The organism is Paenibacillus xinjiangensis (genome assembly GCF_059686975.1).
On sequence record NZ_JCAALS010000020.1, the window covers coordinates 69,443 to 95,088 of the forward strand.

A 25,646-nucleotide genomic window follows, 5' to 3' on the forward strand; every position below is an offset into this window, starting at 1 on the left:
GCATTAAACAATAGAGGGGAGTACCAATCTCATGAAGCTGGTCAGTGTACGAGTTAATGGAATAGAGCAAGCGGCTATTGCTGTACGGGAGGGCTGTGTGCTCATTGATACGGTGAACCGCTTAGAGCAGGCAAGCTGGAGCACGGGCATCTTCGAGCTCATTACGAGCAAGCAGCTCGATGCGTTGACGGCTTGGTATAATGGAACGGGACGAGAAAAGCTGGAGGCAATGGAGGTCATTCCTGAAGCTGCTGCTCAAGCCGTGCCACTGTACCGACATCCCCGCAAAATATGGGGCATCGGCATGAACTATGTGAAGGACCCTGCGGAGCTGGCTCATATTCCAGCAGATGAGGAGCCAGTCAGCTTCATGAAGCCGGACACCTCATTGATCGGTGAGGGCGAAGCTATCGTTCTGCCGGAGCAATCGAAGCAGGTAACGACCGAAGCAGAGCTCGCCATCGTCATTGGCAAGACCTGCAAGAATATAACGGCAGCAGAAGCGCCCGGCGTCGTTGCTGGATTCGTTGCGTCACTAGATACGACAGCAGCCGATATCCATGCGAAGAACCTGAGGTTTCTAACGAGAGCGAAGAGCTTCGATACCTTTTGCACACTCGGGTCAGAGCTGATTACAACGGATGAAATAGGGAATGTGCTGGAGCTCCAAGTAGAGACATGGTTGAACGGAGAGCTCCAGCATAAGAACGTAATTTCCAATATGCGGTTCAATCCGTGGTACGCGGTTGCGTTTCATTCGGAGGTAATGACCCTGCTGCCTGGAGACATCATCCTGACAGGTACACCAGGAGCAGTCGTTATCCGCGGCGGAGATGTGGTAGAATGCCGGATTAACGGCTTCAAGCCTCTTCTAAGTATTGTTCAATAATAAGCAAGCCTCATAACGCTGGCTCTCTTCTATTAAGAGGGCCGGCGTTTATGCGTTATAGGAACGGGCTCAGCTTCTTCCATGTCTGTCTCTGGACTCGTCTTCTGAGGGAATTGCAGCTCGTAGAGCTTCTTGTATCTGCCTTGCTTCAGGAGCAGCTCGTCATGGGAACCGGATTCTACAACCTGGCCTTTGTCTAATACATAAATACAATCGGCACGCTGAATAGTAGATAGACGATGAGCGATAATGAGGCAGGTACGTCCTTCTAATAGATGGGTTAAAGCGTCTTGAATCGATTTCTCTGATTCTGTATCCAGTGAAGAAGTGGCTTCGTCCAATAGAATTAGCCGAGGGTTGTTCAATAAGGCTCTCGCAATGGATAAGCGCTGCTTCTGTCCGCCGGATAGCTTCACTCCACGTTCCCCAATCTGTGATTCATACCCATCTGGGAATGCGGCAATGAACTCATGCGCATTAGCAGCCTTGGCTGCTGCAATTACCTCCTGCTCGGTTGCCTCTGGCTTGCCATAGACGATATTCTCTCGAATGGTTCCATTAAGCAGCCATATCTCCTGCGATACAATCCCCATCTGATTCCGCAAAGATTTCAGGCTGACATCTGTAAGCAGATGGCCATCAATCGTTATAGAACCTTGCTGCGGGTCATAGAACCGTGTGAGCAGATGGGCGATGGTGGACTTGCCCGCACCAGATGAACCGACGAGTGCGGTCATTTCTCCTGCTTTTAAGGCTAGATTGAATTGCTTGAGCACAGGAATGCCATTATGGTAAGCGAAGCTTACATTGTTGAATTGGATATCCCCTGCTAGCGGTGGCAGCTGTATAGCATTCTCCTTCTCTTTCACCTCAGGCTCTGCCTCTAGAATGTCCACAATCCGCTCATAGGCAGCAGCAGACTGCTGAATCGTATTCAAGGTGCGGCTGAAGCGCTTGACCGGATTTTGCAACAAACGCAGGTAAGCCATGAAGGCGACGATCGTGCCTACGGTCATGGAGCCTTCCATCGTCTGATGCGCTCCGAACAAGAGAACTGCAGCTAATCCAACAAAATTGAGAAGATCAATAATCGGCTCGAATACCGAGCGTAGGCGTACTGCGCCTAGGTTGGCGGTCATATTGCCATAGCTGCGATCGGCGAAGCGCTGCTCCTCGTACGATTCATTGGAGAAGGATTTGATCAGTCGAATCGAAGTAAGCGTATCTTGAAGATGGTTGCTGACTTCGGCTACGGATTCCTGTACTTTTTTGAATGAGGAGCGCATTCTTTGGCTGAAAAAACGTGTCGTTGCAATCATGAACGGGAAGGTAGCAAGGACGAGCAGCGTCAGCTTCCAGTCCACCCACAGCATATAGGCTGCTACAGCCACGAATGTGAATAGATCCGTTACGATGGACAGCATCCCCGAGGAGATGAGCTGCTGCAGCATATTCACGTCATTCGTTACCCTGGACATGAGGTCGCCAGTCCGATTGCGGTCGAAGAAGCCTACATCCAGCTTCTGAAGATGGCGATATAGCTCATTACGCAGATCATAGATGGCTCGTTGTCCAACGGAAGCTAGCGATAAGCTGCTCAAAAAATTAAATAGTCCTAGAAGAACCGCTGTGCCAAGTACGCCTAATCCGATCCACACTAGCTGGTCGTACTGCTTCTTCGGAATGAGATGGTCGATGGTGTATTGCGTGAGCTGCGGAATAACGAATTCCAGCAGCGAGACCGCGATTATGCATGCTAAGGCAATGAACATGAGCAATATATGCGAGCGCATATGAAAAAACATACGTTTGTACATCGCCCAAATGCTGCCTTTGTTCTTAGGCCGGTGTTGTGTCATCCGCAGCATTCGGCCGCCACCGCCTCCAGTTCCGGGGGACATAGGATCAGGTGTCATTCTGCATCACTCCACTATGATCTTGCTTGCCCTCAGAGCTGAGTAGGATCGATAACTGTTCATTCAGAGTGGCAACAACACGATTCAGTTCTTGCTTCTTGGCGGGGTTGTCAGCAGCCTGCTCCTCTGCTGCGGCTAATTGACGAATAACTTGGTACATATCAGCGCTAAGACCAAGCTTTCTACGGATTTTCTCATGGCGATACGCTTCACCCTCAGGACCGTGTATGAATCGTGGATGGCGTCCGTCATGCCCATGTCTATGGCTGTCCTGCAGCTCAAGAAGAATGGTTAAGCCAGCCTCGGTAATGGAGTAGACCTTCTTCGTTCCAGCTCCGGAGCCATCCGGTGATTGTGAAGAAATGAGTTCTCGGTCTTCGAGCATCTGCAGTGTGGGATAGATAGAGCCAGCGCTTGGAACGTAGAGTCCGCCTGATTGCTCCTCCAATGCCTTGATCATCTGGTAGCCATGCATGGGCTCTGAGGCGAGCAGTCCGAGTAGAGCCCGCTTGACCCCGCCGCGTCCGAAGTATCTTTTGCCATGTCCTCTGCCTGTGTGCAGCTGAGTGTCTTTATTGTTGTCTATCGGAAAATCCCGCAAGAAATAGGCCTCCTTCATTATCAATACGATATATCGTAATAAAATTAAACGATATATCGTATTGTATTGTCAATCCTATTTTTTAACACAACATTTCCAGTATAGCTGCGCTATAATAGAGCAATGGACCGTGAATCAAGTGTCAGGAACCCGCCTCACTGATAGGTGGAATAACCGGGTGATCTCCTACTAGCATTGACAATGATAATTATTATTATTTACAGTTAATTAAAATGGTTCAAATAAAGAGCGAGCGGTTAGGAAGGGTGTTGCATGTTGGATAGTCAGTCCTCCAAGACGAATGAGCAGCTGTTATTGACTTACATGGGCACGAATGAGCTTAAAATAGATGGCAATAAGCAGACAAGTATTTGTCTAGAGACCGAGCATTGCTTCGTATTCATACCTGAGCATAAATTACAGGTAACGATGCGATTCGCAGAAAGGAATAGCAGGGGCAGAGCGCTGAGCGGCGAGATTTTCCTAGTGCCGGCGAAATGTATGTGCACCTTGCGCAATCTCACGGATCAATCTACCGAGGTCGTTCTTATTCGGTTCACTTCATTATGGGAACAGCTGCAGCCTGTGGTGGCGAGGTCTGATTCAGAGTGTGGTCATCTGAGCTTCCATCCCTTCCGTATGCCTCAGGCAAGGGTATGGATATCGGATTTCCTATGCGGTGTTGATAAGGATGACCCGGCCCAATGCTTCCAGCTTCAGTCGCATTTGTACGGCATCGCAGCTGGCTTCATGCAATCGATTCAGAAGCCGAGAGCGGCGGAGAAGGACCTGCTTGGTTATGTTGAGCATACCCAGCAGCTCATGCTGGAGAAGTATCATGAAGCTATTGATATAGAGGAGCTGGCTCGGGCTTCTGGCTTCAGCACAACAAGGTTCTATCAGGCCTTCCGTCGTCATACGGGGCTGAGTCCACTTAAATATATGACGAAAATCCGCTTGGATGCTTCTTTGCGGCTGCTTAACACGTACAGCTCAATAGGCGAAGTGGCTCATCATGTGGGGTACCCGGATGAGTATTATTTCAGCAGGCTGTTCAAGAAACAGATGGGGATTACACCGACAGAATATGCTGCATCCACGAAGATACGAATCGCTAATCTAGTACCAGTGTTCTTAGGTGATCTGTCCGTTCTAGGCCTTACGCCGTATCTTTCATTCGAGCGAGGCTGGGACCCGGAGCAGGTGCTCAAGAGCTTAGCTGCCTCGAAGCCGGATGTTATATTGAGCGGTCCTATGCCTGTTGAGCTTCAAGAGAGGCTCTCGGAGATTGCGCCGCTGACGGTGTTAGAGTGGAAGAAGTATTCATGGAAGGAGCGTCTGCTGGATATAAGCGGGCTGCTCGGACTGACGACAGTTGCCGAACGCTGGCTTTCCCATTATGACATGAAGGTAGAGAATGCCAGGGTACAGGTGCGCAATGTACTGGGTGAGGAGCCTATGCTGCTCGTTCAGTCATTCGACTTCGGCTTCCGTGTATACGGCATGCTGATGAAGAAGATGAAAGATGTGTTCTATGATGATCTGCAAGTGACGCCAGCGCTTCCGGCGAAGGAGATCAGCTATAGAGATGTGACGACGATGCAGGAAATTGCCGATCTGGATTGCGAGAATGTCCTATTCCTCGTCTCCACTAGTACGACACAATCCCGCATGGATGAGCTGGAGTACAATTGGCGCCGTCTGAAGCGCAGCAGACCGAAGAAGCGCTGCCTGTTCATTCGTCATCAGGGTGCACTCAATTATAATGCGGCTGTCTACGAGAATTTAGTGGAGGAAACGGTTAAGTATCTGCTTAGCGGGGGAGAATAATCGAAGCCGCCAATTGTGACGAAAGCGCAAGCGCTGATGAAAAGTCCAAGAGGATAAAAGAAAAGTCCATTCCCCAATAGGAATGGTTTCTTTTATAGTATCTATTGAGAATGATTATTAATGTTAAAGGAACATATATGAAAAAAAGATATCTGCTCGTCCTACTCCTTATATTGTCGTGTACATCGCTCTTCGTCGGTGTCAAAAGTATTTCGCCGTTAGACCTCTTCAGCCTAACCGACGATCAGCTGCAAATCTTACTGGTAAGCCGTATTCCAAGGCTTGTCAGTATTATTATCGCCGGAGCGGGCTTAAGCATCACGGGTCTGATGATGCAGCAGCTCAGCCGCAACAAGTTCGTCTCTCCGACGACTGCGGGAACGGATGATTCAGCAAGGTTAGGCATATTGGTCGCTTTAATGCTGTTCTCCTCTGCCAGCTCATTAGAGAAGATGCTTATTGCATTCGTATTCGCGCTAGCCGGCACGTTCATATTCATGAAGCTGCTCGACCGAGTGAAATACAAGGATGCGATCTTCATTCCGCTGGTCGGCCTGATGTTCGGCAATGTAATCAGCTCTATCACAACGTTCTTCGCTTACAAGAATGATCTGGTTCAGAATATTACGGCTTGGCTGCAAGGCGATTTCTCCAGCATTCTGAGCGGCCGTTACGAGATGCTCTACATCAGTATTCCTCTGGTGATCATTGCATACTTGTACGCGGATAAGTTCACGATTGCCGGCATGGGGGAAGAATTCTCGGTGAACCTGGGACTTAACCATAAGCAAGTCGTTAATATTGGCCTAGTTATCGTTGCACTCGTATCGGTCGTGGTCATGCTTACGGTAGGCTTAATCCCGTTTCTCGGCTTAGTCATTCCGAATCTGGTTACGATGTATCAGGGTGATAACTTGAAGAAAAGCCTCTCTCATACCGCAATGGTGGGCGCGATGTTCGTCTTGGTCTGCGATATATTGGGCCGGATCATTATTTATCCGTACGAAATTCCGATCGGCCTCACAGTAGGTGTTATCGGCAGCGGGATTTTTCTGTACTTATTGATGAGGAGAAAGGCACATGACTTATAAGTGGAAGCTGAGCGCGCTGTCGCTGGCAGCCCTCGCATTAATCGCTGTTTTTATTTTTGCCAATATGATAGGCAACTGGGACTATGTGTTCCCGAAGAGGCTGTTCAAGGTGCTGGCTATCGTATTGACCGGAGCTGCCATCGCGTTCTCAACAATGATCTTCCAGACCATTACGAATAATCGCATTCTGACTCCGAGCATTATCGGCCTGGATTCCTTATACATGCTCATTCAGACGTTCATCATATTCGCCTTCGGATCGATGAGTCTGTCAGTTGTGAATAAAGAGCTTAACTTCATTATCTCGCTCGGCATTATGATGCTGTTCGTAGCTGCTCTGTACCGGTTCATGTTCAAGCGGGAAGGCCGAAATTTGTATTTTCTGCTGCTCGTTGGACTAGTGCTGGGTACGTTGTTCGGCAGCATGTCTACCTTCTTGCAGGTGCTCATTGATCCGAATGAATTCCTGATGGTCCAAGACCGGATGTTCGCCAGCTTCAATAACGTGAATACAGATCTGCTGCTCTACGCCGTTGTCGGCATCGCCCTGATTGGACTATATAGTGCCCGGTTCATGAAGTATCTGGACGTCCTGTCGCTCGGAAGGGAGCATGCGGTTAACCTGGGTATTCCTTACGATTATACGGTGAAGCGACTGCTCATTATCGTGGCTTTGCTCATTGCGATATCGACGGCTCTGGTTGGTCCCATCACGTTCCTTGGTCTGCTTGTCGCGAACGTAGCCCATCAATTCTTCGGTACGTACAAGCATCGTATTCTCATATCGGGCTCCATCTTAATTAGTATTATTGCATTGATAGGCGGCCAGCTGTTGGTCGAGCGAGTATTCACGTTCTCTACCAGCTTGAGCGTCATCATTAATTTTATCGGCGGGGTTTACTTTCTGTATCTGCTGTTAAGGGAGAATAAGTCATGGTAGAAGTGAAGCAGCTATCCAAAAAATACGGAGGCAAGCCGGTTGTTGAGCAGGTTTCTCTTCAAATCCAGAAGGGGAAGATTACCTCGTTCATCGGCCCGAACGGCGCTGGCAAGAGCACGCTGCTGTCCATGATCAGCCGCCTGCTCACAAAGGATAGCGGAGATGTGATTATTGAAGGCAAGGAGATTGGCGAGTGGAAGAGCACAGAGCTGGCTAAGAAGATTGCCATCCTGAAGCAGTCCAATCATATTAACGTTCGTCTTACTGTAAGGGAGCTCGTCAGCTTCGGGAGATTCCCGCATTCGCAAGGCAAGCTGACAGCGGAGTGCTGGAAGCATGTAGATGAAGCGATTCGTTATATGGATCTCGAGGAGATGCAGCATAAGTATCTCGATCAATTGAGCGGCGGCCAGAATCAGCGGGCTTTCATTGCGATGGTTATCGCGCAGAATACCGAATATATTTTGTTGGATGAGCCCCTTAATAACTTGGATATGAAGCATTCCGTACAGATTATGAAGGTGCTTCGGAGAATGGTGGATGAGCTTGGCAAGACGATCGTTCTCGTTATCCATGATATCAACTTTGCATCCTGCTACTCGGATCAGATTGTAGCACTGAAGGATGGCAGGGTTGTGCGGGAAGGCTCTGTTGATGACATTATCAATACGGCTGTTTTGCAGGAAATTTATGATATGGATATTCAGATTGAGAATATTAATGGCAACCGGATTTGTGTGTATTTCACTTAGGAGCCGGTGAATTTCATTAAAGGGGGGAATGCTTGGGGCTTAAGGTTTTGCTTTTGTTGGAACGGATGGGGATCTGCTTATCTTTACGAATATAATATAGAGGTGAATCGAAAGTGAAAAAATCAATCAGTATACTCGTACTTACTATGCTGCTCGCTGTCGTAGTTGCAGCCTGCGGAACAAACAATGCAAATAATGGAGCGGCTACGAATGAGCCAGCTGCGAATGAAGGCGAAGCAGCTGCTACTGCAGCTCCAGAGGCTGAAACGGAGCTTACGATTACGCATAAGCTAGGCGAGACTGTCGTTAAGAAAAACCCGGAGAAAGTGGTTGTATTTGATTTTGGCGTATTGGATTCACTGGATAAGCTGGGCGTAGAGGTAACAGGAGTACCGCAAGCGAATGTGCCATCATACTTGTCCAAATATGAGGATGCCAAATATGAGAACGCAGGTGGGCTGAAGGAGCCAGACTTCGAGAAGCTAAGCGCGATTTCACCTGATCTTATTATTATCTCAGGACGTCAAACGGATGCTTATGAAGAGCTGTCCAAGATTGGTCCTACGATTTTCCTTGGCGTAGACACTGCAAAATATATGGAGTCTTACACGGAGAATGCGAAGACGCTTGGCCAGATTTTCGGTAAAGAAGCAGAAGTAGAGACAGAGCTTGCTAAGGTCAATGAAGACATTGCGGCTCTGAACGAGAAAGCGACAGCTTCAGGCAAGAACGCTCTGATCATTCTTGCGAATGAAGGTGCAATCAGCGCTTATGGCGCAGGCTCACGCTTCGGAATCATTCATGATGTATTCGGATTTAAGCCAGCGGACGAGAATATTGAGGTGTCTACACATGGACAGACTGTTTCGTTCGAATACATCGCTGAGAAGAATCCAGATTACTTATTCGTCATTGACCGCGATGCTGCTGTAGCTACAGAAGATGGCGAATCGGGCACGAAGGCTCTAGTAGAGAATGCCCTTGTCAAAAATACGAATGCGTACAAAGATGGCAACATCGTATACCTTGATCCTGATTTCTGGTACCTGTCCGGCGGTGGACTGCTGTCTGTTGAAGCGATGGTGAATGAAGTATCCGCAGGATTGGAATAGCAGGAATGCTTTAAGCTTACTTGCGTGGAGAGAGAGCCGACACCAAAGTCATGAGACTAAGGGAGCGGCTCTTTCTCCTTAAGAATAGGTATGATAAATGGTTAAGAACGGAGTTGTTAAGTATGATGCCATTATCCAAGTTAATACGAGAAAGACGTTCTGTACATCAGTTCGAGGATCGGCCTGTACCTGTAGAGCTTGTCACAGACATTCTGGATACTGCTGTATGGGTTCCTAATCATAAGATGACACAGCCTTGGAGGTTTGTGCTGCTCCACGGACAGGGCAAGGAGAAGCTGGCTGCTGCTGCTCGCAAATCAGCTCCTAATGCGCCGAAGTTCGCTCATATGGAACCAGAGAAAAGAGCGCAGATGGGCGAGAAAATGTATCAAAAGTTCATGGGTGTTCCGATGTTTCTTGCTGTCATCATGTCAGAATATCCGAATGCCAGCGTTAGGGAAGAGGATTATGCTTCTACGAGCTGCATCATTCATAATTTCAGCTTGCTTGCATGGGAGCAAGGAATTGGTCTTGTATGGGAGACCTACGGTCTCATTAAATCACAAGAATTCCGTGATGTACTGGGTGTGAAGCCTGAGGAGAAAATTGTAGGTATGCTTCATATGGGCTATCCTGCTAAGGTACCAGAGGCTCAGCCTCGGATTCCAGCTTCTGAACGGCTAACCGTTATCGAGTAAGCTTAAGCTAACTGAGCTGACCAGTAGAATACACCGAAAAAGCCGTTATTTCATTGCCTCAGCAATGAGATAACGGCTTTTCGATAGGGATTACTACGAGCTCAGCATCATTTAGATTAAATTAGCCTAGCTTCATATAAACTTAGGACTGCCAGTTCACCGTCACAGTAGCGACTCCGCTCGAAGGGGAAGTAACGGTATGGTTGCTTCCGCCTTCCCATGTAGCGACAGCGCCATTCTTCTTAATGAACTTGAACTGCAGAGCAGTGTTGGCTGGAACGCTGACATCATAGTACCAAGTTGGGTAGCTGGTGATCACTGTGTTGAATATCGGACCGAGTGCCTTGGCGGCATCCCAGTTGCCAAGCTCAGATACGCTGCCGGTTAAGTAGACGTTCTCTCCCAGAGCTGTAGTCGCATTGTTCACGACGAAGCGAATCGTGACTTGCTCGCCTGTTAGAATATTGAAGTTGCTGTACGAGTTGCTGTCCACCGCTGAAGAATTTCTTACCTTCACGTTATATTTGCCCGGTGTAATGGATGGAACGATGACTTTGATCTGTGTATCTTCCCATGAAGTAATGCTAGCGCCTGTCACGGCTGTCGTTCCGAAGTAAACCGTACCTTTCGTCGAACCGAAGCCGCGTCCGTCGATAGTTACTGTGTTGCCTGCTTTACCCATAACCGGACCAACATGTCCGACAACAGGTGCTGTTTCTGTAGCTGTGTATTGCCATACGCCTACTCCGCCTGCTGGCAGGCTGAATGTCGAGACGCTGCCTGTGCTGCTTGCCGTGATGCTGCCGCCGTTAAGTGTGCCAGTAAGGACATCACTATACGTTCCTGCAGGAAGAGAAGTGGTAAGGCCACTGATGGAAGCGGCTGTTGTCGTGCTGCGGTTGATCGCAACGACGGCTACACTGCTGCCGAATTTGCGTTCATAGACATATACATCGTTATTAATCCAGCGCTGCGTGGTTGATCCATAAGCGACAGCTGGGTTCGTTTTGCGTAGTGGAGCGAGCTTGCTGATGACATTGTAAGCAGTCGTTGTCGTGGAGAATGAAGGCATTTTACCACGGTTATCCGGATCTCCGTTACCTGTCATGTATTGCTCTGTACCGTAGTAGATAGCTGGCACACCGCGTGATGTCAGTGTGAACGCCAGCGCTTGCTCGAGGCTCCGGTTCGTGCTGGTAGATGTCATGAAACGGTCCATATCATGGTTATCAATGAAGGTGACTTGATCGCTTACTTGAGCATATGCACTTGCTGTGCCTGAGATCATGGAGTCGAGTCCATACATCGTATCCGTGTTATCACGGAATACTTGACGAACCTTCTGGCCGAAGCGGAAGTCGAGCAAGCTCATGCCGGAGTCATTAGCAAACGCGACATTGTTCGGATCAGTATCGTTCACGCCAAGGAACCATTCACCGAAGGTAAAGACCGGTTTGTAGCTGTAGATAGCGGACATCCAGTTCTTCTGCCAGCCAAAAGGCATATGCTTGACAGCGTCTACCCGAATGCCGTCGATGCCAAGGTCAAGCCATAGCTTGATAGCATCTTTGAAGTAGGTATCAATCGTAGAGTTGTTATGATTGATATCGGCAAGATCATACAGATTCTTATAGATTCCGCTCTCCAGAGTGGAGAAGTCTGTACCACCGTTATGATGGAAATATCCGCTAGTGTCGCTTGTATAGCCGCCTAGCAGCGTTCCGTTATTGTATAGCTTGCCGTTCTCAGCGAACGTAGGAACAGTCTCAGAAGCCGGAGAAGTGTGGTTAGGTGCGAAGTCGATAACGATCTTGATGCCCTTGGCATGTGCAGCAGTTATGAGATCGGAGAAATCAGTGAAGCTGCCGAAGGCAGGATTCGTCTTCTTGAAATCCCGTGCCCAGTAGCCGTGATAAGAGGTATTGTTAACGCCGGAATAGTTAACAACGGAGTAAATATTCTCTACGGGTTGGGAAATCCATAGAGCGGTAATGCCCATATTGGAGAAATAATCATCGTTGATCTTGTCTGTAATACCCGCCCAGTCGCCACCGCAATAGAGCTTAAGGTTCGTACAGCCAGAGCTGAATGCACTGCCGGTTGGATTGTTCGAGGAATCTCCATCATAGAAACGGTCGGTAAATATTTGATAGATAACATCGGTCGAAAAGTTCTGTTTGTTCGTAACGGAGGTATCAGGTGCAGCATAAGCAACGGAAGATGATAGAGCCGGCGGGAATGAGGAACCTGCCAATAGAGCAATGGTTAACGTGATTGCGGCTATCCAATTACGGAGACGCAAATGCATAAAAAATTCCACCTTTCGATTTGGTTAATGGGTTGATTAAATGAGATGAACGGTAGTTAAACAATAAAGATAACGCTTTCATTTCTGTACGGTATTGCAAGATTGTTCAATTCTAATCGATCACCTCCAAAGTGTGAGAACGCCAAACAACCCCGGAGTTCTCTAGAAGAGAAGTTCCGGGGTTGTCTTTAAACCTGATATATGGTTTAAAAAAGCAGAGCCCTCAGATTATAAATGGTATCTGTACGAATCGACTCGTCAGGGCTGCAGTTCATAGGTTAGTAGAGTGATTCGATTTCATTGTAGATTCATAGACTAACATTGTCAACAATAAAAGTTATCATTTACATGTCTTAATCCAACATGCTACTATATGTAAAAATATGAAGGCAATGTTACCGAAAGGTACAACCTCGCTATCGGAATGGGGGCTGTGCCTTTTTGCCGTTTTTAGGCCATTATCGTGAGGAGGACAACATCTTGCATATTGAGGCACTGTATCATCGACACAAACAGAATTGGGCATTCGCGGTTGACAATTACAACATTCGAGTGCGATTGCGAACGAAGCGGGATGATGTAGAGCAAGCGGTCGTGTGTTATGGCGATAAGTATAACTGGTATGGAACCGAGCAGCAATCGGTCATGCATAAGGTTGTACCTGACGCTCTGTATGATTATTGGGAGACGACAATTGAACCAACTTATGGCCGCTTATGCTATCGGTTCTTGCTCAAAGCAGGCGAAGAACAGATCTATTATGGCGAGCGCTGGCATAAGAGTGTGCCACCAGAAGATTCTTACGGCAATTTCGAATACCCATACTTAAGTCCCGCAGATATTTTTCAACCTCCACAATGGGTAAAGGATGCTATCTTTTATCAAATTTTCCCGGATCGATTCGCGAACGGCGACATAAGCAATGACCCTCCTAACACCACAGAATGGGGAGGCAAGCCGACGAAAACCAACTATTTTGGCGGCGATTTGCAAGGCATTCTATCACGGCTCGATCATTTGGTAGAGCTAGGCGTTAATGCGATCTATTTCACTCCTCTTTTTCAAGCAGATTCTCACCACAAATACGACACCATAGATTACTTTACAGTAGATAGCCAGTTCGGAACGAATGATGACTTGAAACAGCTCGTTGACGCCTGTCATGAGCGTAATATAAAGGTTTTGCTGGATATTGTGTTCAACCATAGCGGGAGTAAGTTCCCTCCGTATCTAGACGTTCTGGAGAAAGGCGGGGAGTCGCCATATGCCGATTGGTTTCTTCCTGTACAGCGTATGCTGCCTAATGGAGAACCAGGAAGCGGCTTCGAAACATTCGGCTTCGAGGCTCATCTGCCTAAGCTGAATACGACTAATCCGGAATTGAGCGAATATCTGCTGAGCATAGCGGAATATTGGATTCAAAAAGCAAATGTTGACGGCTTCCGTCTGGATGTTGCCAATGAGGTTGACCATCGGTTCTGGCGCAAATTCCGCGACCGTGTCAAGGCAATTAAGCCTGATGCCTATATTCTTGGAGAAATTTATCATGATGCGATGGCTTGGCTTCAAGGGGATCAATTGGATGCCGTTATGAATTACCCTATCAGGTACTACGCTATTCAGTTCTTCGCAGCAAGAGCAATGGATGGCAAGACATTCGCTGATCACATAGGCGAACAGCTGGCGATGTACCCGCTGCAAGCGGTAGAAGCCTCCTTCCAGATACTCGGAAGCCACGACACGGCGAGGCTGCTGACTCTCTGCCGCGGCGATCAGTCCCGCTCTAAGCTTGCTGTATTGTTCCAGTTCACCTACTATGGCGCTCCATGCATCTATTACGGCGACGAGTTCGGCATGGAAGGCGAAGATGATCCGGATAACCGAGCCTGTATGGTATGGGATGAGCAGGATCAAAATCGAGAAATGTATGCTTTTTACCGCATGGTCGTAGCCCTTCGAAGCACCTATCCAGCTCTACGTACTGGAGAGCTGAGATTCTTGTATGCGAACACGGGAGACTATGCGATTGCTTATGAACGTTGGGACAAGCAGGATAAGCTGATCGTAGCTTTGAATGTGGGGGAAGAGCCGATGACGTTAAGCTTCCCTGTCCAAGACAAATCCTGGCTAGATGTGAATACGACGGAAGCTGTGCAAGCCGAAGAAGGAGTACTGAAGATTTCATTGCCTGGCCTAAGCTATCAGGTGATTCGCGCACAATTGTCGTAGTTCTCTAACTATGTGGTTCGTAGGCGCCATTGTGCAAACGTTTGAACAAAATAGTCGAGGAGGTTTTTTTGGACCATGAATGCTTTGATTTGGACGGAGAACCACAAGCTTGAGCTGTGTGAGCAAGAGGAGCCGCAGCTGACTTCACCAACAGATGTCAAAATAAAAGTGCACCTGACCGGCATATGTGGAACGGATCTAGCAGTCGTCGCTGGTAAGGAAGAAGGCGTTCCTGGTGTTATTCGGGGACATGAGGCGGTAGGAACGGTTGTTGAGATTGGAGATCAAGTAGAGGGGATTCGCTTGAATGACCGAGTGGTCATTGATCCGAATCAGAGCTGTGAGCAGTGCTACTTCTGCAAAAGGGATCAGCCTCACCTATGCATGGGGGAGGATGGCAGCGGAATGCTCATCTCTGGACTGAACGCTCCCGGAACCTTCGCTCCTTACTACGTGACGGATCAACGGCTCGTTAGACGAATTCCGGAGTCGATGAGCTGGGAGGCAGCAGTTCTCGTAGAGCCGCTGGCTTGCGTCCTTCACAACTTCCATGAAGCGAATGTCGGCAGAGGAGATTCGGTTCTCATATTGGGATCAGGGCCAATGGGCCTGCTGTGCCAGTATGTAAGCATGCTCCGATCCAGAATAACGGTAGCGACGGAAGTCAATCCCTATCGGCTGTACGCAGCTGCTCGTATTTCTGATTTTGCCATTATTCCAGATCAGCTTAATGAGTCCTTTATATCCCGTGTTCTGGGGAATCGCAAATTTGATGTCATTATCGATACGGTAGGCAATCAGCTGGAGACAGCGGAGAAATGGATTGAGCGTGGTGGAAGAATCGTGCCATTCGGCATTAATGCGAGCTACAGATATACGTTCTCTCCGACAAAATTCATTCAGAATGGCATCAAAATTATCGGAGCCGGCGAGTACAGGCATATGTTCGATGAGGCACTTCTGCTAGCTGGGAAATTACCTAATCTGGAGGGGGTGGTGACCAAACGATACGAGCTGAAGGATCATGAGCGAGCAATTAATGAGCTGCTGAGACATGGAGAATCGCCTGGTGAGACGTTGAAAACGGTGTTTGTTCCGTAACAGAGAGCTGATAAACAATAGTAAGGAGGGAATGAAGATTGAGTCAGATAGTGCCTGCTAAGCAAGAGAGAGAACTCGTGATTTGGCATGAATTCGACGGTCCTGGAGACACGTCTATCGAGGTTCTGGAGCATATTTGCAAGATGTATACCGAGCGCTACGGCTTGAAGGTATCGGCTGAGGTGATGGATATTGAGCAGCTGGGCAAACGGATAGGACGGGTGTCTGAGACCGGCGAAGCTCCGCATATGGCTTTCGTTCCATCGGATATGACGAGCTATGTCGAAGGTGGGCAGTACTCGCCATTGCCGGATGAGCTATGTCAGCTTGATATTTCGGAGAGCTCGCTTGGAACGATGCGGGTGAATGGCCTACCCTATGGAGTGCCTGTCCTGCTAGGCAATCATCTCGTGATGTATTCCAACAAGGAGCTGTATGATGTCCCTCCTGCGTCATGGGAGGATGTCGCAGAGCAGGCCGATCGGCTGAAGCAAGCCGGAATTGTTCCTGTAGGGTCGGATCTGAAGCAGGCTTATGGCTTGATCCCGTTCTTGAGCGCCTTCGGCGGCTGGCCGATGAAGGATGGGGAGGTCACTATTGATTCGGTTGAGCTGGAGAACGCGCTGCATTTTCTCAGCAATCAGCAGAAGGAGGGACTGCTGGGAAGCTTTGATGGCCCTACTGATCTGCTGGAGCTTTTCATTGCAGGCAAGATTGGAGCTATCATTAGCGGGGAATGGATCTACAATCATCTATCAAGGCATATGCCCGAGAATCTAGCGGTGTCAGCTATTCCTGCTATTGCTGGTAGAGAAGCTGTATCGATGTCTTCCTCGATTGGGCTAGTATTTCCTGGTCATTCACTGGAGAGGGAATACCGGGAGGATATTGTGTCGTTCGTGAAATTCATGCTAAGTGAGGAATGTCAGCTGCTATGGGCAACCAAGGTGCAGCGCATTCCAGCTAATGAGACGGTGCTGGCACAGCTGCAGCAAGAAGCCTCGGCCAACCGCAGCGCAATGATTAGTCAGTTGAAGCGGGGCCGTCCAATCCCTACGCATCCTCATATGATCGCGATATGGGTCGGGCTTGAAGAGGCGCTGGCCGTACTTGCAAATGGATCGCCGAGTGAGGCGAGGACAAGAATGATGAGCAAGGTGGAGGAAGTAATCGTCGAGATCGATAATCACATTAAACGGTTGAAGGGTGGGAATACACGATGATCGTTACGATTTTCAGCCAAATTTCGATTGACGGGAAGTTAACTTTTGGGACAGGCCAGTCAAGCAAGGAGCTTTTCCGCTTATTCAATGAGCAAGATATGGAATATATTCATCGGTTCCGCGGCAAGGTGGATGCGATTATGGTCGGCAAAAACACGATAAGAACGGACAACCCGTTCCTGACGAATCGCTACGAATCGAACAAGAATCCAGTAAGGATCATTCCGACTAGAACGATGGATATTCCGCTCGACAGCAATGTATTCGCTGATGATGGCAAGACGATTATCGTCACAACTGAGAAGGGAATCGACCTCGACAAGCAGGCACGTATTAGGGATATGGGCAAGGACGTTCTCGTGTGCGGAGTGGAATCGGTTGATTTCACTCAATTGTTCATCTTGCTGCAAGAGCGGTATGGCTTAGACAGTATTATGGTCGAAGGCGGAGGGCTGCTGAACTGGCATGTAGTCAATGAGGATCTGGTTGACGAGATCATTCTGATGCAGCTGCCGATTATCATTGGCGGGGCATCCAATATTACGCTGGTTGATGGCGAAGGGTACAGCAAGCTTTCTTTTACCAAAAAATTCAAAGTAACAGAAGTACAAGCGATGGAGAATTATACCTTGATGCGATACGCGAAGAGAGCTTCACTCCCTGAGCAGGCGGCACTATAACCTGTATGCGCTAGGCACAAGCAACTAAACAACGGAAGATGGAGTGATATGAGCGAGAATAAGCAATTTTACAATAATCTTTATAAAATAGCTCTGCCGATCGCGCTGCAAAGCTTGATCATGGCTGTGTTGTATTTGACGGACCAGCTGATGGTTGGGCAGCTTGGTGATGTTGCTATTGCCTCCGTGGGCATGGCAAGCAAAATTTACAGTATCATTGCCGTTGTGCTTGCTGGTCTGGCGACAGGGTTATCGGTCTTTACAGCTCAATATTGGGGGAGCAAGGATACGAAGAGCATCTCGCAATTGCTCGGCTTTGGACTGCTATTCGGCTCGGTGCTGTCTATCCTCTTCACAGTAGTCGTATTTTTTTATCCGCAGCTATGCCTCAGCTTGTTCACGACAGATGTGCGGGTAACGGATGAAGGATATATTTTCCTGAAAATAGTAGCATTGAGCTATGTGCCAACCATGCTGACGATGATGTATTCCGCTATCTTGCGCAGCACGGGCCATGTTAAGTTCCCGATGTATGTAAGCTTGGCCGTAGTCATTATCAACGTCATTCTGAACTATTTGCTAATCTTCGGGAATTTCGGATTCCCAGAGCTGGGGCTCGCAGGGTCTGCTTATGCAACAGTCATTGCACGGTTCATTGAATGTGCGCTTATCATTGGTGCGGTCTATTGGTTTAAGCTGCCGGGCTCTACTCAACTCAAGCAGTTATTCCGCTTCTCGAAGCCCGTTACGACTCCCTTCCTTCGTACGACCTATCCGATTATTCTGACGGAGCTGGTCTGGGTACTGGCGGAAGCAGCTTACGCTATTATCTACAGCCGCATGGGCACGACTGAAATGACGGCGATGACGATAACCTTCCCGCTGCAGGGATTGAGTATCGGCTTGTTGTCAGGACTGGCTGGCGCGGCAGGGGTGCTCATTGGCAATCAGCTGGGCGCAGGCAATAAGGAATTGGCTCTGGATTATGCGAAAAGGCTGATTCGCTTCGGTATTATCATATCCGTTGCCTTAGGTCTTCTTATTGCAGCGATTGCTCCCTTATACGTATCGGCATTCAACATTTCTAGCGAGGCGAATCAATTAGGCATCTATGTACTGTGGGTGTTCGCTGGCTTCATGTGGGTGAAGGTCGCCAATATGATTATTGCCGGAGGTATTCTGCAGAGCGGCGGGGATAGCAAGTTTGTATTCAAGCTAGAATCGATTGCTACCTGGGTCATTGGTGTTCCGCTGGGCTTATTGCTGTCCCTCGTATGGAAGCAGCCCGTATTCTGGGTTTACTTTTTCTTATCGCTTGAAGAGGTATTCCGCTTCGTATTCGGGCTTATAAGAGTGAGATCCAAGAAGTGGATGAACAATCTCACTGGCAATGATGCAGCGATGTAAATATAAGGCGTTCTATCTTTCATTATCACAGAGCAAGGGAGAAGACGAATGAATCGATTGCTAAGCCGTGTGGATCTATTGCCGTTAACGCATCCTCAGCAGCGAATCAGCCTTGTCGAGCAAATGTATCCTCAGACGCCTATACATGTCATTGGTTGTACGTGTGTGATTCATGGTCCTGTCGATATGGAGCTATTGGCCGCTGCTATTCGAAAGTTTGTCTCATCGACAGAAGCGCTCCAGCTTCGTTTTGTAGAGTCAGAAGGTGAAATCAAGCAGTATAAGGCCACCCAGAGCCGGGATTCATTCAAGGTTCCGGTCTATGATTTCTCACAAGAGGAAGACCCTGATACCGCTTATTGGGATTGGGTAGAGGAGCAGTCGCATGAGCCGATGCAGATGGGAGAAGATGCTCTGTACCGATTCGCATTGTTCAGGATCAGTAATGACAAGACCGGTTTTCTATACAAATTCCATCACATTATAGCCGATGGCTGGTCTGTTCAACTGATGACAGATGAGATCTGTGATCTGTACATGGGCATGCAAAGCGGAGAAGAGCCTGCTGTGGAAGAGCACAGAGAAGGTTATCTGGCCATGCTGGAGCAGGAGCAAAGCTATGAAGCGTCGGATCGGTTCGAGAAGGACAAGCAATTCTGGACCAGGCTGTTCGCTGAGCTTCCTGCGTCAAGGCTGTCGGATGCAGAAGATATGCTGGAAGGAAGAAGAGCGTCATTCCGCTTAGGAGTCGAGGTAACAGCAGCGATTAAGCGTCTAGCAGCTGAGCTTCAGTGCTCAGATCAGACCATGATTACCTCACTGATTCTGCTCTATATGTACCGAAGCGGGAAGCAAGAGGATCTTGTAATCGGAATGCCTGTCTTCAATCGCTCTGGGACGAGGCAGAAACGTACCTTCGGCGTGTTCACAAGCATGATGCCTTTCCGTATGCAGGTGGATCAGAGTGACTCAGTTGCAGCTTTCATCGGTAGGGTGAAGAGCATGCTGCGCAAATGCTACAGCCATCAGAAGTATCCTTATGATGTGCTTGTGCGTGATCTGGAGCTGCGGAAGCAGGAGTATGGCTCATTGTTCCAAGTGACAGTCAACTGCTTCAACACGAAGCCTCGGGCTGACTTGAATGGCTGGAGTCTGGAGCAGCGTGAGTTCTATAATGGGCATCAGCTGTACCCCTTGCAGTTCATCGCAAGTGACTGGTCAGAGCCATCTGAGTATACACTCGATATTCAGTATAAGACGAGTCTGTATACCGAGGAGCAGATTCAAGTGATGGGAGAGGCGATTCAGCAGCTGTTGTCGCAGATGCTCGGAGATCCTGAAGTATCCATTGACACACTCGAATTAATCTCACCAGAGCAAAGAGAGCTTCAGTTGGTTGGCTTCAATGCTACGAAAATGAAGATCTCGGAAGAGAAGACAGTCGTCGCTCTTCTTGAAGAACAGGCGGAAAGAATTCCTGAGCTTGCAGCGATTACCTGTGGCAGTAGAACACTCAATTATCTTCAACTCAATGAAGAGAGCAATCGGATAGCTGCTAGCATTCGGGAGCAGGGTATTGGACCGAATGATCTGGTCGCTATTGTTGCTACCCGATCGCTTGAGCTGATCGCTGGCATCTATGGCATTCTGAAGGCAGGTGCGGCATATGTGCCGATTGACCCTGCTTATCCGAAGGAGCGGATTGCTTATATTATTCGCGATAGCCAAGCTTCCCTAGTACTCATTCAGCCGCAGCTTCGTGAGGCTGGCGTTCTGGATGGTGAGGAGCTGGAACGGCTTAAGCTCTTGAATCTAGAGCTAGACCCGCATCTGGATGCGGATACCATTGTGTCAGAGCAGCTTCGCTGGAGTAATCCGGCCCCTGTTCATGCACCGAGTGATCTGGCTTATGTCATCTATACATCGGGATCGACAGGCAATCCGAAGGGCGTCATGATTGAACACCGCTCCGTCGTCAACTTCATCGAAGGGATAGCTGCTGCGATTCCAATGGATAAGCTGTCCAAGATGCTATGTGTCACAACGGTTTCCTTCGATATTTTTGTATTGGAGACACTCCTTCCGCTCTCAAGAGGCATGGAGATCATTCTTGCCGGAGAAGACGAACAAGTGGATTCCAGCCTTCTGCATGAGCTTATTGCAAGGTCACAAGCAGATATCGTGCAGATGACACCATCTCGGATGAGGCTTCTTCTGGAGGGAACGGACACCTCGGATTTCTTGAGCAGCGTGGCATTCATCCTGCTTGGAGGAGAGCCGCTGCCGCTTCGTCTGCTAGAGCAGCTTAGGGAGCATACAGCTGCTCGGATATTCAATATGTATGGTCCAACAGAGGCGACGGTATGGTCTACGCTAGCGGAAGTAACGGATAGTGACCGTATTACTGTTGGTCGACCGATTGCTAATACAACGATCTATATACTAGACAGCCATAATGAGCTGCAGGCAATTGGAGCTCCCGGCCAGCTGTGCATAGGGGGCACTGGATTGGCTCGCGGCTACTTGCATCGTCCTGATCTGACGGCAGACAAATTTATCGAGCATCCATTCGAAGCAGGCGAGAAGCTGTACCTGACAGGAGATCTAGCGCACTGGCTTCCAGATGGCACCCTTGTGCACATGGGGCGAATGGATGATCAAGTGAAGATCCGTGGCTATCGCATTGAGCTGGGCGAAGTCGAGAATGCACTCCTTCGACTGGATGGTATTCGTGCTGCTGCGGTGGTAGATCGGGAAGACAAGGAAGGCATTCGATTCTTGCATGCCTGCTATGAGACCGAGAGAGCTGTGGATATCACTGAGCTTCGAGCTTATATGGAGCAGATCCTCCCTAGCTATATGATTCCATCTTCCTTCTCAGCAGTGGATGCTCTGCCGATCTCACCCAATGGCAAGCTGGATCGCAAAGCGCTGCTGACGACTTTGTCAGTTCTGGGTAAGGAAGCGATTAAGACTGTCTCATCCCATCTGGAACGAGATAGGGAGAACATGGCAGATGCATCCGATTCGCTCGAAAGAACGATCGCGGCATGCTGGTCACAGGTGTTGACCGGTCAGTCTTTTGGCCGAGATGCTCATTTCTTCGAGTCTGGCGGACATTCTCTCCATGTGCTGCGAACGGTAAGTGCGATGAAGGAGAGAGACATTCCGGTCAAAGCTTCGGATTTGTACGCAGCTCCGACCATTGCGGGACTGGCCGCACGGCTTCGGGAGCAGAATGGTGCTTTTGCTTTCCAAGCTCTATATGAAGAACAGTCTCAGGTCTCAACCGTTAGTCGTATCCAGGTGAATACAGCAATCGTTCCGAATACGGACAGCTACTCCTGGGAGGCGGTCAACTGCTTCATTAAACCAATGGCCATTCTATTCGAGTCGTTTCATGCCGGCTACTTCGACTTATTCTTGTTCCTTGCCAACTATGAGATGACCTTCTTCCCTGAAGCTTGGAAGGAGGATATGTTCGAGAGAGCGAGTGAGCCTAATCAGGATTTCTTCGAGATGTATGATAAAAGACTGAAGTCTCGGTTCCATATTGATATCGAGAGAATGGTCTGTGGAAGCGTAAGCGAGTTCCAGCAGCTCGTCCATCATGAGCTCGACCGTGGAGCAAGGCTGCTCGTACCTGGTGATTTATTCGGCTTGTATTACTCGAATCATTATCTGAGCGAGCCACATATTCATTATTTTGTTATCAAGGGCTATGACGCTAAGAGAGGCTTGCTGTTCATTCTTGATAACATGCATATGGATGAAGGAGCAAGACCGGTCTACAAGGATTTTACCGTTCGTATTGATGATTTATTCGCTATGCTGCGCTATTACGTTCTACATTGGTGTCCAGATGGCACATCGCCTTTCTTCTGGACATTAACAGAATCGCAGCCTGCTGCAATGACAAGCCTTCAGGTGCTGGAGGAGCATTACATCCAGCTGGAGCAGTGGCATGAGGGAAGCTCATCTATTCAATTCATTGAAGAGGCGATGGTGAGGGAAATCAAGCTGCAGGGCCATGCGACAAGAATAGCGAAGGTCATTCCGCTGACGAATTACAAATTCGTCTATTATGATCTGCTGTACTCATTCATGAAGGAAGCGGGAGCCGGCGTCGAGGTGATTCAACAGCTCACGATGCTGGGTGAGACCATTAATGAGTCCTGGGAGCAGTTCCGTCTTGCCTTGTTCGATCTGATTGCTGATAAGCAATTTACGTTGGGAGAGCTCCAATCGCCCTTAGCTGACAACCTGGCTATGGAGCGAGAATATTTCCATTCATTAAGATCAGCCCTATCCTCTATTTCCTTCTCACCTGAGGATCAAGCCGCTCCTAGCGGTCATGGTGAAGGCTTGCTTAGCGTATATAACCCGAATAAGTCTTCTATTATCCACGAAGAAGAGAGCATTCGAATCCGTCATACCGTAGACAAGATTGATGATATATGGATCGTGAAGGATGAGGCTCCACAGCTGCTTATGCCAGTGAGTGATCTCCATTTCACCTTCGAAGCGAAGGTGACGAATCATAACAAATTCGGACCTTGCTATCATAGCGGCCTTATGATCAAATTCAATGACCGCAGTAAGATCATGTTCGGCAATGCACGAAGAAAGCTGCTCGGCATCTTCTTCCCGGAGCACACGGATAATTACGAACTGTATGCACGGCCTGATGTTCGTGACACTCATTATTTGAAGATAGAGGCAGCAGGGCAGAAGCTGACTTTCTATGTTAAAGCTGAGGCAGAAGAAGACTGGGAATTAATCTACGAGCTGGAACGGCAGGAAACGCCAGTCCTCATTGGCCTATTCTCGAAGACATGGGAGCCAACCGAGCATATGACGGAATTCTCGCAAGTGAACTATCTTAAACATGAGGTAGAGGAGTGATGAGATGAGCATGTTACAGACAACCACGGAGACCGTTTCTTTGTACCGCATCGTACAGTTTTTCTCGCAAAATAGAGGGAATCGTACGGAAACACTATGGCTGCCAGCCATATGGAACGTATGCGGATACTCTCGTGTTCTGGAGGAACGCGAGGGTGAGATTAAGGTGCTCGCTTTCGATTTCATTACGGAGCAGCTGCAATATTTGCTAGACAGCTCTCGCGATTACAGTCGCGCATCTACGGTTGACTTGGACAGAAGCGTAATCTATTCCTCACTGGTTAGATATACGACGGCGTGGGATTACGATCATGATGGTGAAATTGAGTCTGGGACGCTTATACGTCTCATTCTATTACTGCCGCTATTGAAGCAAATGGGCGTTAATATTCTGTATTTGCTGCCGGTTACCCGGTATAGTGAGTTGAATTTGAAGGGGGACATCGGTTCCCCCTATGCGGTACAATCCTTATTCAATCTGGACCCGAACCTTCATGAGCCATTGCTCGATGACATGGTAGATATGACGATTGATGATGAGATGGCTGCGCTGTCGGAAGCGTGCCGTCTCCTGGATATTCGAGTGGTGGTCGACTTCATTCCACGCGTGACTGCGAAGAATAGCGACTTCATCCATGAGCATCCAGAATGGGTATATTGGATGAACAAAGAGGCATCTGATACGTTCAAGCTGCCCCATGTTCCTGAGCTTGGCTTCTTCGAGGAATGTACGCCAGACAAGCTGGAGACCGTGTATCGAAGCCCTGAAACCCCAGAATTTCTGCGCCAGTTCTCACAGCCGCCCAATGAGCTTAATCCCGTCCTATGGGAGGAACTGCGAGCACGAGCTGCTGCTACAGGCGAAGAACTATTGACGTTAGTAGAGCAGGAGATGGGAATAACCACTTCACCTGCCCATTCGGATTGGATTAATGATGTTCAGCCGATTTGGACCGATATTACGTTTCTAAGGCTGTATCACGATATTGCACCGCCCGTCAGACCCTTACTCGAGCCGGATCAAGCGCCATATGTTCTGTTCGATACGATCAAATGCAATTATTATCCTGGCGAAGAACCGAACCGTGAGCTATGGGATGTACTGATAGATGCTCTTAAGCATAATTTGCTCCGCTATCGCATTGATGGGTTCCGTATCGATATCGGACATGTGCTGCCAATCCCGCTGCTGGAGGAGATGTTCCAGACGATCAAGTCGATCAGGCCGGATGCTCTCCTCATTAGCGAGGATCTGTTCAACCGCAATCATACGAAGGCGGCAGCCGTTGGCTACAACATTATGCTGGGCAGCGGATGGAACATTATGACTGATATTCAGAAGGATAACTTGCTTGCTTACGTGAACGAACTTCCGGAGCTGGATATTCATGTGTTCGCTTGTGCAGAGACAGCAGATACTCCCCGTATTACGAGCCGCGGAGGTACGGCGCTGGCGCGTATGATCGCGGTATTCAATCATTTTCTGCCTAATGCAATACCGTTCCTGGCTACGGGGTTCGAATTGAATGAGGAGCAGCCGATGAACTGCGGGCTTGGAGACAATACGAATGGTGCTGAGATTCCGCGTGCCTTCTTCAACAAAATGAAGCTGAGCTGGACGAATCCGCAGCCGATGATACCGCTGCTCACTGAGCTTCATGCCTGCAAAGAGGCATGGCTGCCATTGCTGAAGCCGGAGCATTTCTTCACCTCGGGCTCTCCTGATGATGTCGTCATCTATGGCTACATGCAGGATGAGAAGCTTCTGCTGGGCTGCTTCAATCTCCACGCTGAGAAGCGGATTCAAGTCAATCTCGCCTCCTTGCATCCGCCTGGAGGAACATTGACCGTGCGAATCAACAGCGTGAATGGGGATCAGCCAGCAGCACAAGCTGTAGATGAATTATGGCTCCAGCCTCATCAGGGCTTAATTCTGACAAGCGGTAATCTCAAATAAAAGAAAG

The 25,646-nt window shown here is 48.7% G+C and carries 17 protein-coding genes; 14 read left to right on the plus strand and 3 right to left on the minus strand.

The annotated features are described in order from the left end of the window. The first annotated feature begins 31 nt into the window (after positions 1-31). Positions 32-889 (plus strand): fumarylacetoacetate hydrolase family protein, encoded by an 858-nt coding sequence (locus AC6ESP_RS19585; RefSeq protein ID WP_497098417.1) that lies wholly within the window; start codon positions 32-34, stop codon positions 887-889. A 32-nt stretch (positions 890-921) separates the two neighbouring features. On the opposite strand, the gene AC6ESP_RS19590 is transcribed toward AC6ESP_RS19585, so the two are convergent. Both AC6ESP_RS19590 and AC6ESP_RS19595 read right to left on the minus strand, forming a co-directional pair. Further along, positions 922-2,805, minus strand: a complete 1,884-nt coding sequence (locus AC6ESP_RS19590; RefSeq protein ID WP_497098418.1) for an ABC transporter ATP-binding protein — start codon at positions 2,803-2,805, stop codon at positions 922-924. Continuing rightward, positions 2,795-3,406, minus strand: a complete 612-nt coding sequence (locus tag AC6ESP_RS19595; protein ID WP_497098419.1) for a PadR family transcriptional regulator — start codon at positions 3,404-3,406, stop codon at positions 2,795-2,797. Before AC6ESP_RS19595 ends, AC6ESP_RS19590 begins: the two co-directional genes overlap by 11 nt. A gap of 273 nt (positions 3,407-3,679) precedes the next feature. Here AC6ESP_RS19595 and AC6ESP_RS19600 point away from each other — a divergent pair, with 273 nt between their 5' ends. The 6 genes from AC6ESP_RS19600 (at position 3,680) to AC6ESP_RS19625 (ending at position 9,829) form a co-directional block, all read left to right on the plus strand. Next, the gene (locus AC6ESP_RS19600; protein ID WP_497098420.1) at positions 3,680-5,236 is read left to right on the plus strand and encodes an AraC family transcriptional regulator; all 1,557 of its coding nucleotides are present in this window, start codon (positions 3,680-3,682) and stop codon (positions 5,234-5,236) included. Positions 5,237-5,373: 137 nt separating this feature from the next. Then, on the plus strand, positions 5,374-6,327 hold the full coding sequence (locus AC6ESP_RS19605) for an ABC transporter permease (RefSeq protein WP_497098421.1): 954 nt from the start codon (positions 5,374-5,376) through the stop codon (positions 6,325-6,327). Continuing rightward, complete coding sequence (locus AC6ESP_RS19610) at positions 6,317-7,267, plus strand: iron chelate uptake ABC transporter family permease subunit (RefSeq protein WP_497098422.1); 951 nt, start codon at positions 6,317-6,319, stop codon at positions 7,265-7,267. The genes AC6ESP_RS19605 and AC6ESP_RS19610 overlap by 11 nt, the downstream gene beginning before the upstream one ends. Next, positions 7,261-8,019: an iron ABC transporter ATP-binding protein gene (locus tag AC6ESP_RS19615; protein ID WP_497098423.1), complete on the plus strand. Its 759-nt coding sequence runs from the start codon at positions 7,261-7,263 to the stop codon at positions 8,017-8,019. The genes AC6ESP_RS19610 and AC6ESP_RS19615 overlap by 7 nt, the downstream gene beginning before the upstream one ends. 113 nt (positions 8,020-8,132) lie before the next feature. Continuing rightward, the gene (locus tag AC6ESP_RS19620; RefSeq protein WP_497098424.1) at positions 8,133-9,131 is read left to right on the plus strand and encodes a siderophore ABC transporter substrate-binding protein; all 999 of its coding nucleotides are present in this window, start codon (positions 8,133-8,135) and stop codon (positions 9,129-9,131) included. Between the two features lie 122 nt (positions 9,132-9,253). Next, positions 9,254-9,829 carry a nitroreductase family protein gene (locus AC6ESP_RS19625; protein WP_497098425.1) on the plus strand — a complete coding sequence of 192 codons (576 nt, stop codon included), beginning with the start codon at positions 9,254-9,256 and terminating at the stop codon, positions 9,827-9,829. Positions 9,830-9,971: 142 nt separating this feature from the next. Here the strand turns inward: AC6ESP_RS19625 and AC6ESP_RS19630 are convergent, their stop codons facing one another. Then, on the minus strand, positions 9,972-12,137 hold the full coding sequence (locus AC6ESP_RS19630) for an alpha-amylase family glycosyl hydrolase (RefSeq protein ID WP_497098426.1): 2,166 nt from the start codon (positions 12,135-12,137) through the stop codon (positions 9,972-9,974). 480 nt (positions 12,138-12,617) lie between these two features. On the opposite strand from AC6ESP_RS19630, the gene AC6ESP_RS19635 reads away from it, so the two are divergent. From AC6ESP_RS19635 to AC6ESP_RS19665, 7 genes are all read left to right on the plus strand, one after another. Beyond that, a complete protein-coding gene (locus AC6ESP_RS19635; RefSeq protein ID WP_497098427.1) occupies positions 12,618-14,366 on the plus strand; it encodes a glycoside hydrolase family 13 protein in 1,749 nt (582 codons plus the stop codon). Between the two features lie 75 nt (positions 14,367-14,441). Further along, complete coding sequence (locus AC6ESP_RS19640) at positions 14,442-15,467, plus strand: zinc-dependent alcohol dehydrogenase (protein WP_497098428.1); 1,026 nt, start codon at positions 14,442-14,444, stop codon at positions 15,465-15,467. A gap of 38 nt (positions 15,468-15,505) precedes the next feature. After that, a complete protein-coding gene (locus AC6ESP_RS19645) occupies positions 15,506-16,690 on the plus strand; it encodes a sugar ABC transporter substrate-binding protein (protein WP_497098429.1) in 1,185 nt (394 codons plus the stop codon). Continuing rightward, positions 16,687-17,370, plus strand: coding sequence for a RibD family protein (locus AC6ESP_RS19650; RefSeq protein WP_497098430.1), 684 nt, complete (start codon positions 16,687-16,689; stop codon positions 17,368-17,370). Before AC6ESP_RS19645 ends, AC6ESP_RS19650 begins: the two co-directional genes overlap by 4 nt. Positions 17,371-17,418: 48 nt before the next feature. Then, positions 17,419-18,777, plus strand: a complete 1,359-nt coding sequence (locus AC6ESP_RS19655; protein WP_497098431.1) for an MATE family efflux transporter — start codon at positions 17,419-17,421, stop codon at positions 18,775-18,777. A gap of 48 nt (positions 18,778-18,825) precedes the next feature. Continuing rightward, entirely contained in the window at positions 18,826-23,682 is a 4,857-nt protein-coding gene (locus AC6ESP_RS19660) for a non-ribosomal peptide synthetase (RefSeq protein WP_497098432.1), read from the plus strand. Positions 23,683-23,686: 4 nt separating this feature from the next. Continuing rightward, the gene (locus AC6ESP_RS19665; RefSeq protein ID WP_497098433.1) at positions 23,687-25,639 is read left to right on the plus strand and encodes an alpha-amylase family protein; all 1,953 of its coding nucleotides are present in this window, start codon (positions 23,687-23,689) and stop codon (positions 25,637-25,639) included. Positions 25,640-25,646 lie beyond the last annotated feature (7 nt).

What these genes read in the sequence shown, in the direction of transcription:
- AC6ESP_RS19585 (WP_497098417.1), top strand. Translation starts at nt 32, where the DNA reads ATGAAGCTGGTCAGTGTACGAGTTAATGGAATAGAGCAAGCGGCTATT.
- AC6ESP_RS19590 (WP_497098418.1), bottom strand. Translation starts at nt 2,805, where the DNA reads ATGACACCTGATCCTATGTCCCCCGGAACTGGAGGCGGTGGCGGCCGA.
- AC6ESP_RS19600 (WP_497098420.1), top strand. Translation starts at nt 3,680, where the DNA reads ATGTTGGATAGTCAGTCCTCCAAGACGAATGAGCAGCTGTTATTGACT.
- AC6ESP_RS19605 (WP_497098421.1), top strand. Translation starts at nt 5,374, where the DNA reads ATGAAAAAAAGATATCTGCTCGTCCTACTCCTTATATTGTCGTGTACA.
- AC6ESP_RS19610 (WP_497098422.1), top strand. Translation starts at nt 6,317, where the DNA reads ATGACTTATAAGTGGAAGCTGAGCGCGCTGTCGCTGGCAGCCCTCGCA.
- AC6ESP_RS19615 (WP_497098423.1), top strand. Translation starts at nt 7,261, where the DNA reads ATGGTAGAAGTGAAGCAGCTATCCAAAAAATACGGAGGCAAGCCGGTT.
- AC6ESP_RS19625 (WP_497098425.1), top strand. Translation starts at nt 9,254, where the DNA reads ATGATGCCATTATCCAAGTTAATACGAGAAAGACGTTCTGTACATCAG.
- AC6ESP_RS19630 (WP_497098426.1), bottom strand. Translation starts at nt 12,137, where the DNA reads ATGCATTTGCGTCTCCGTAATTGGATAGCCGCAATCACGTTAACCATT.
- AC6ESP_RS19640 (WP_497098428.1), top strand. Translation starts at nt 14,442, where the DNA reads ATGAATGCTTTGATTTGGACGGAGAACCACAAGCTTGAGCTGTGTGAG.
- AC6ESP_RS19650 (WP_497098430.1), top strand. Translation starts at nt 16,687, where the DNA reads ATGATCGTTACGATTTTCAGCCAAATTTCGATTGACGGGAAGTTAACT.
- AC6ESP_RS19655 (WP_497098431.1), top strand. Translation starts at nt 17,419, where the DNA reads ATGAGCGAGAATAAGCAATTTTACAATAATCTTTATAAAATAGCTCTG.
- AC6ESP_RS19660 (WP_497098432.1), top strand. Translation starts at nt 18,826, where the DNA reads ATGAATCGATTGCTAAGCCGTGTGGATCTATTGCCGTTAACGCATCCT.
- AC6ESP_RS19665 (WP_497098433.1), top strand. Translation starts at nt 23,687, where the DNA reads ATGAGCATGTTACAGACAACCACGGAGACCGTTTCTTTGTACCGCATC.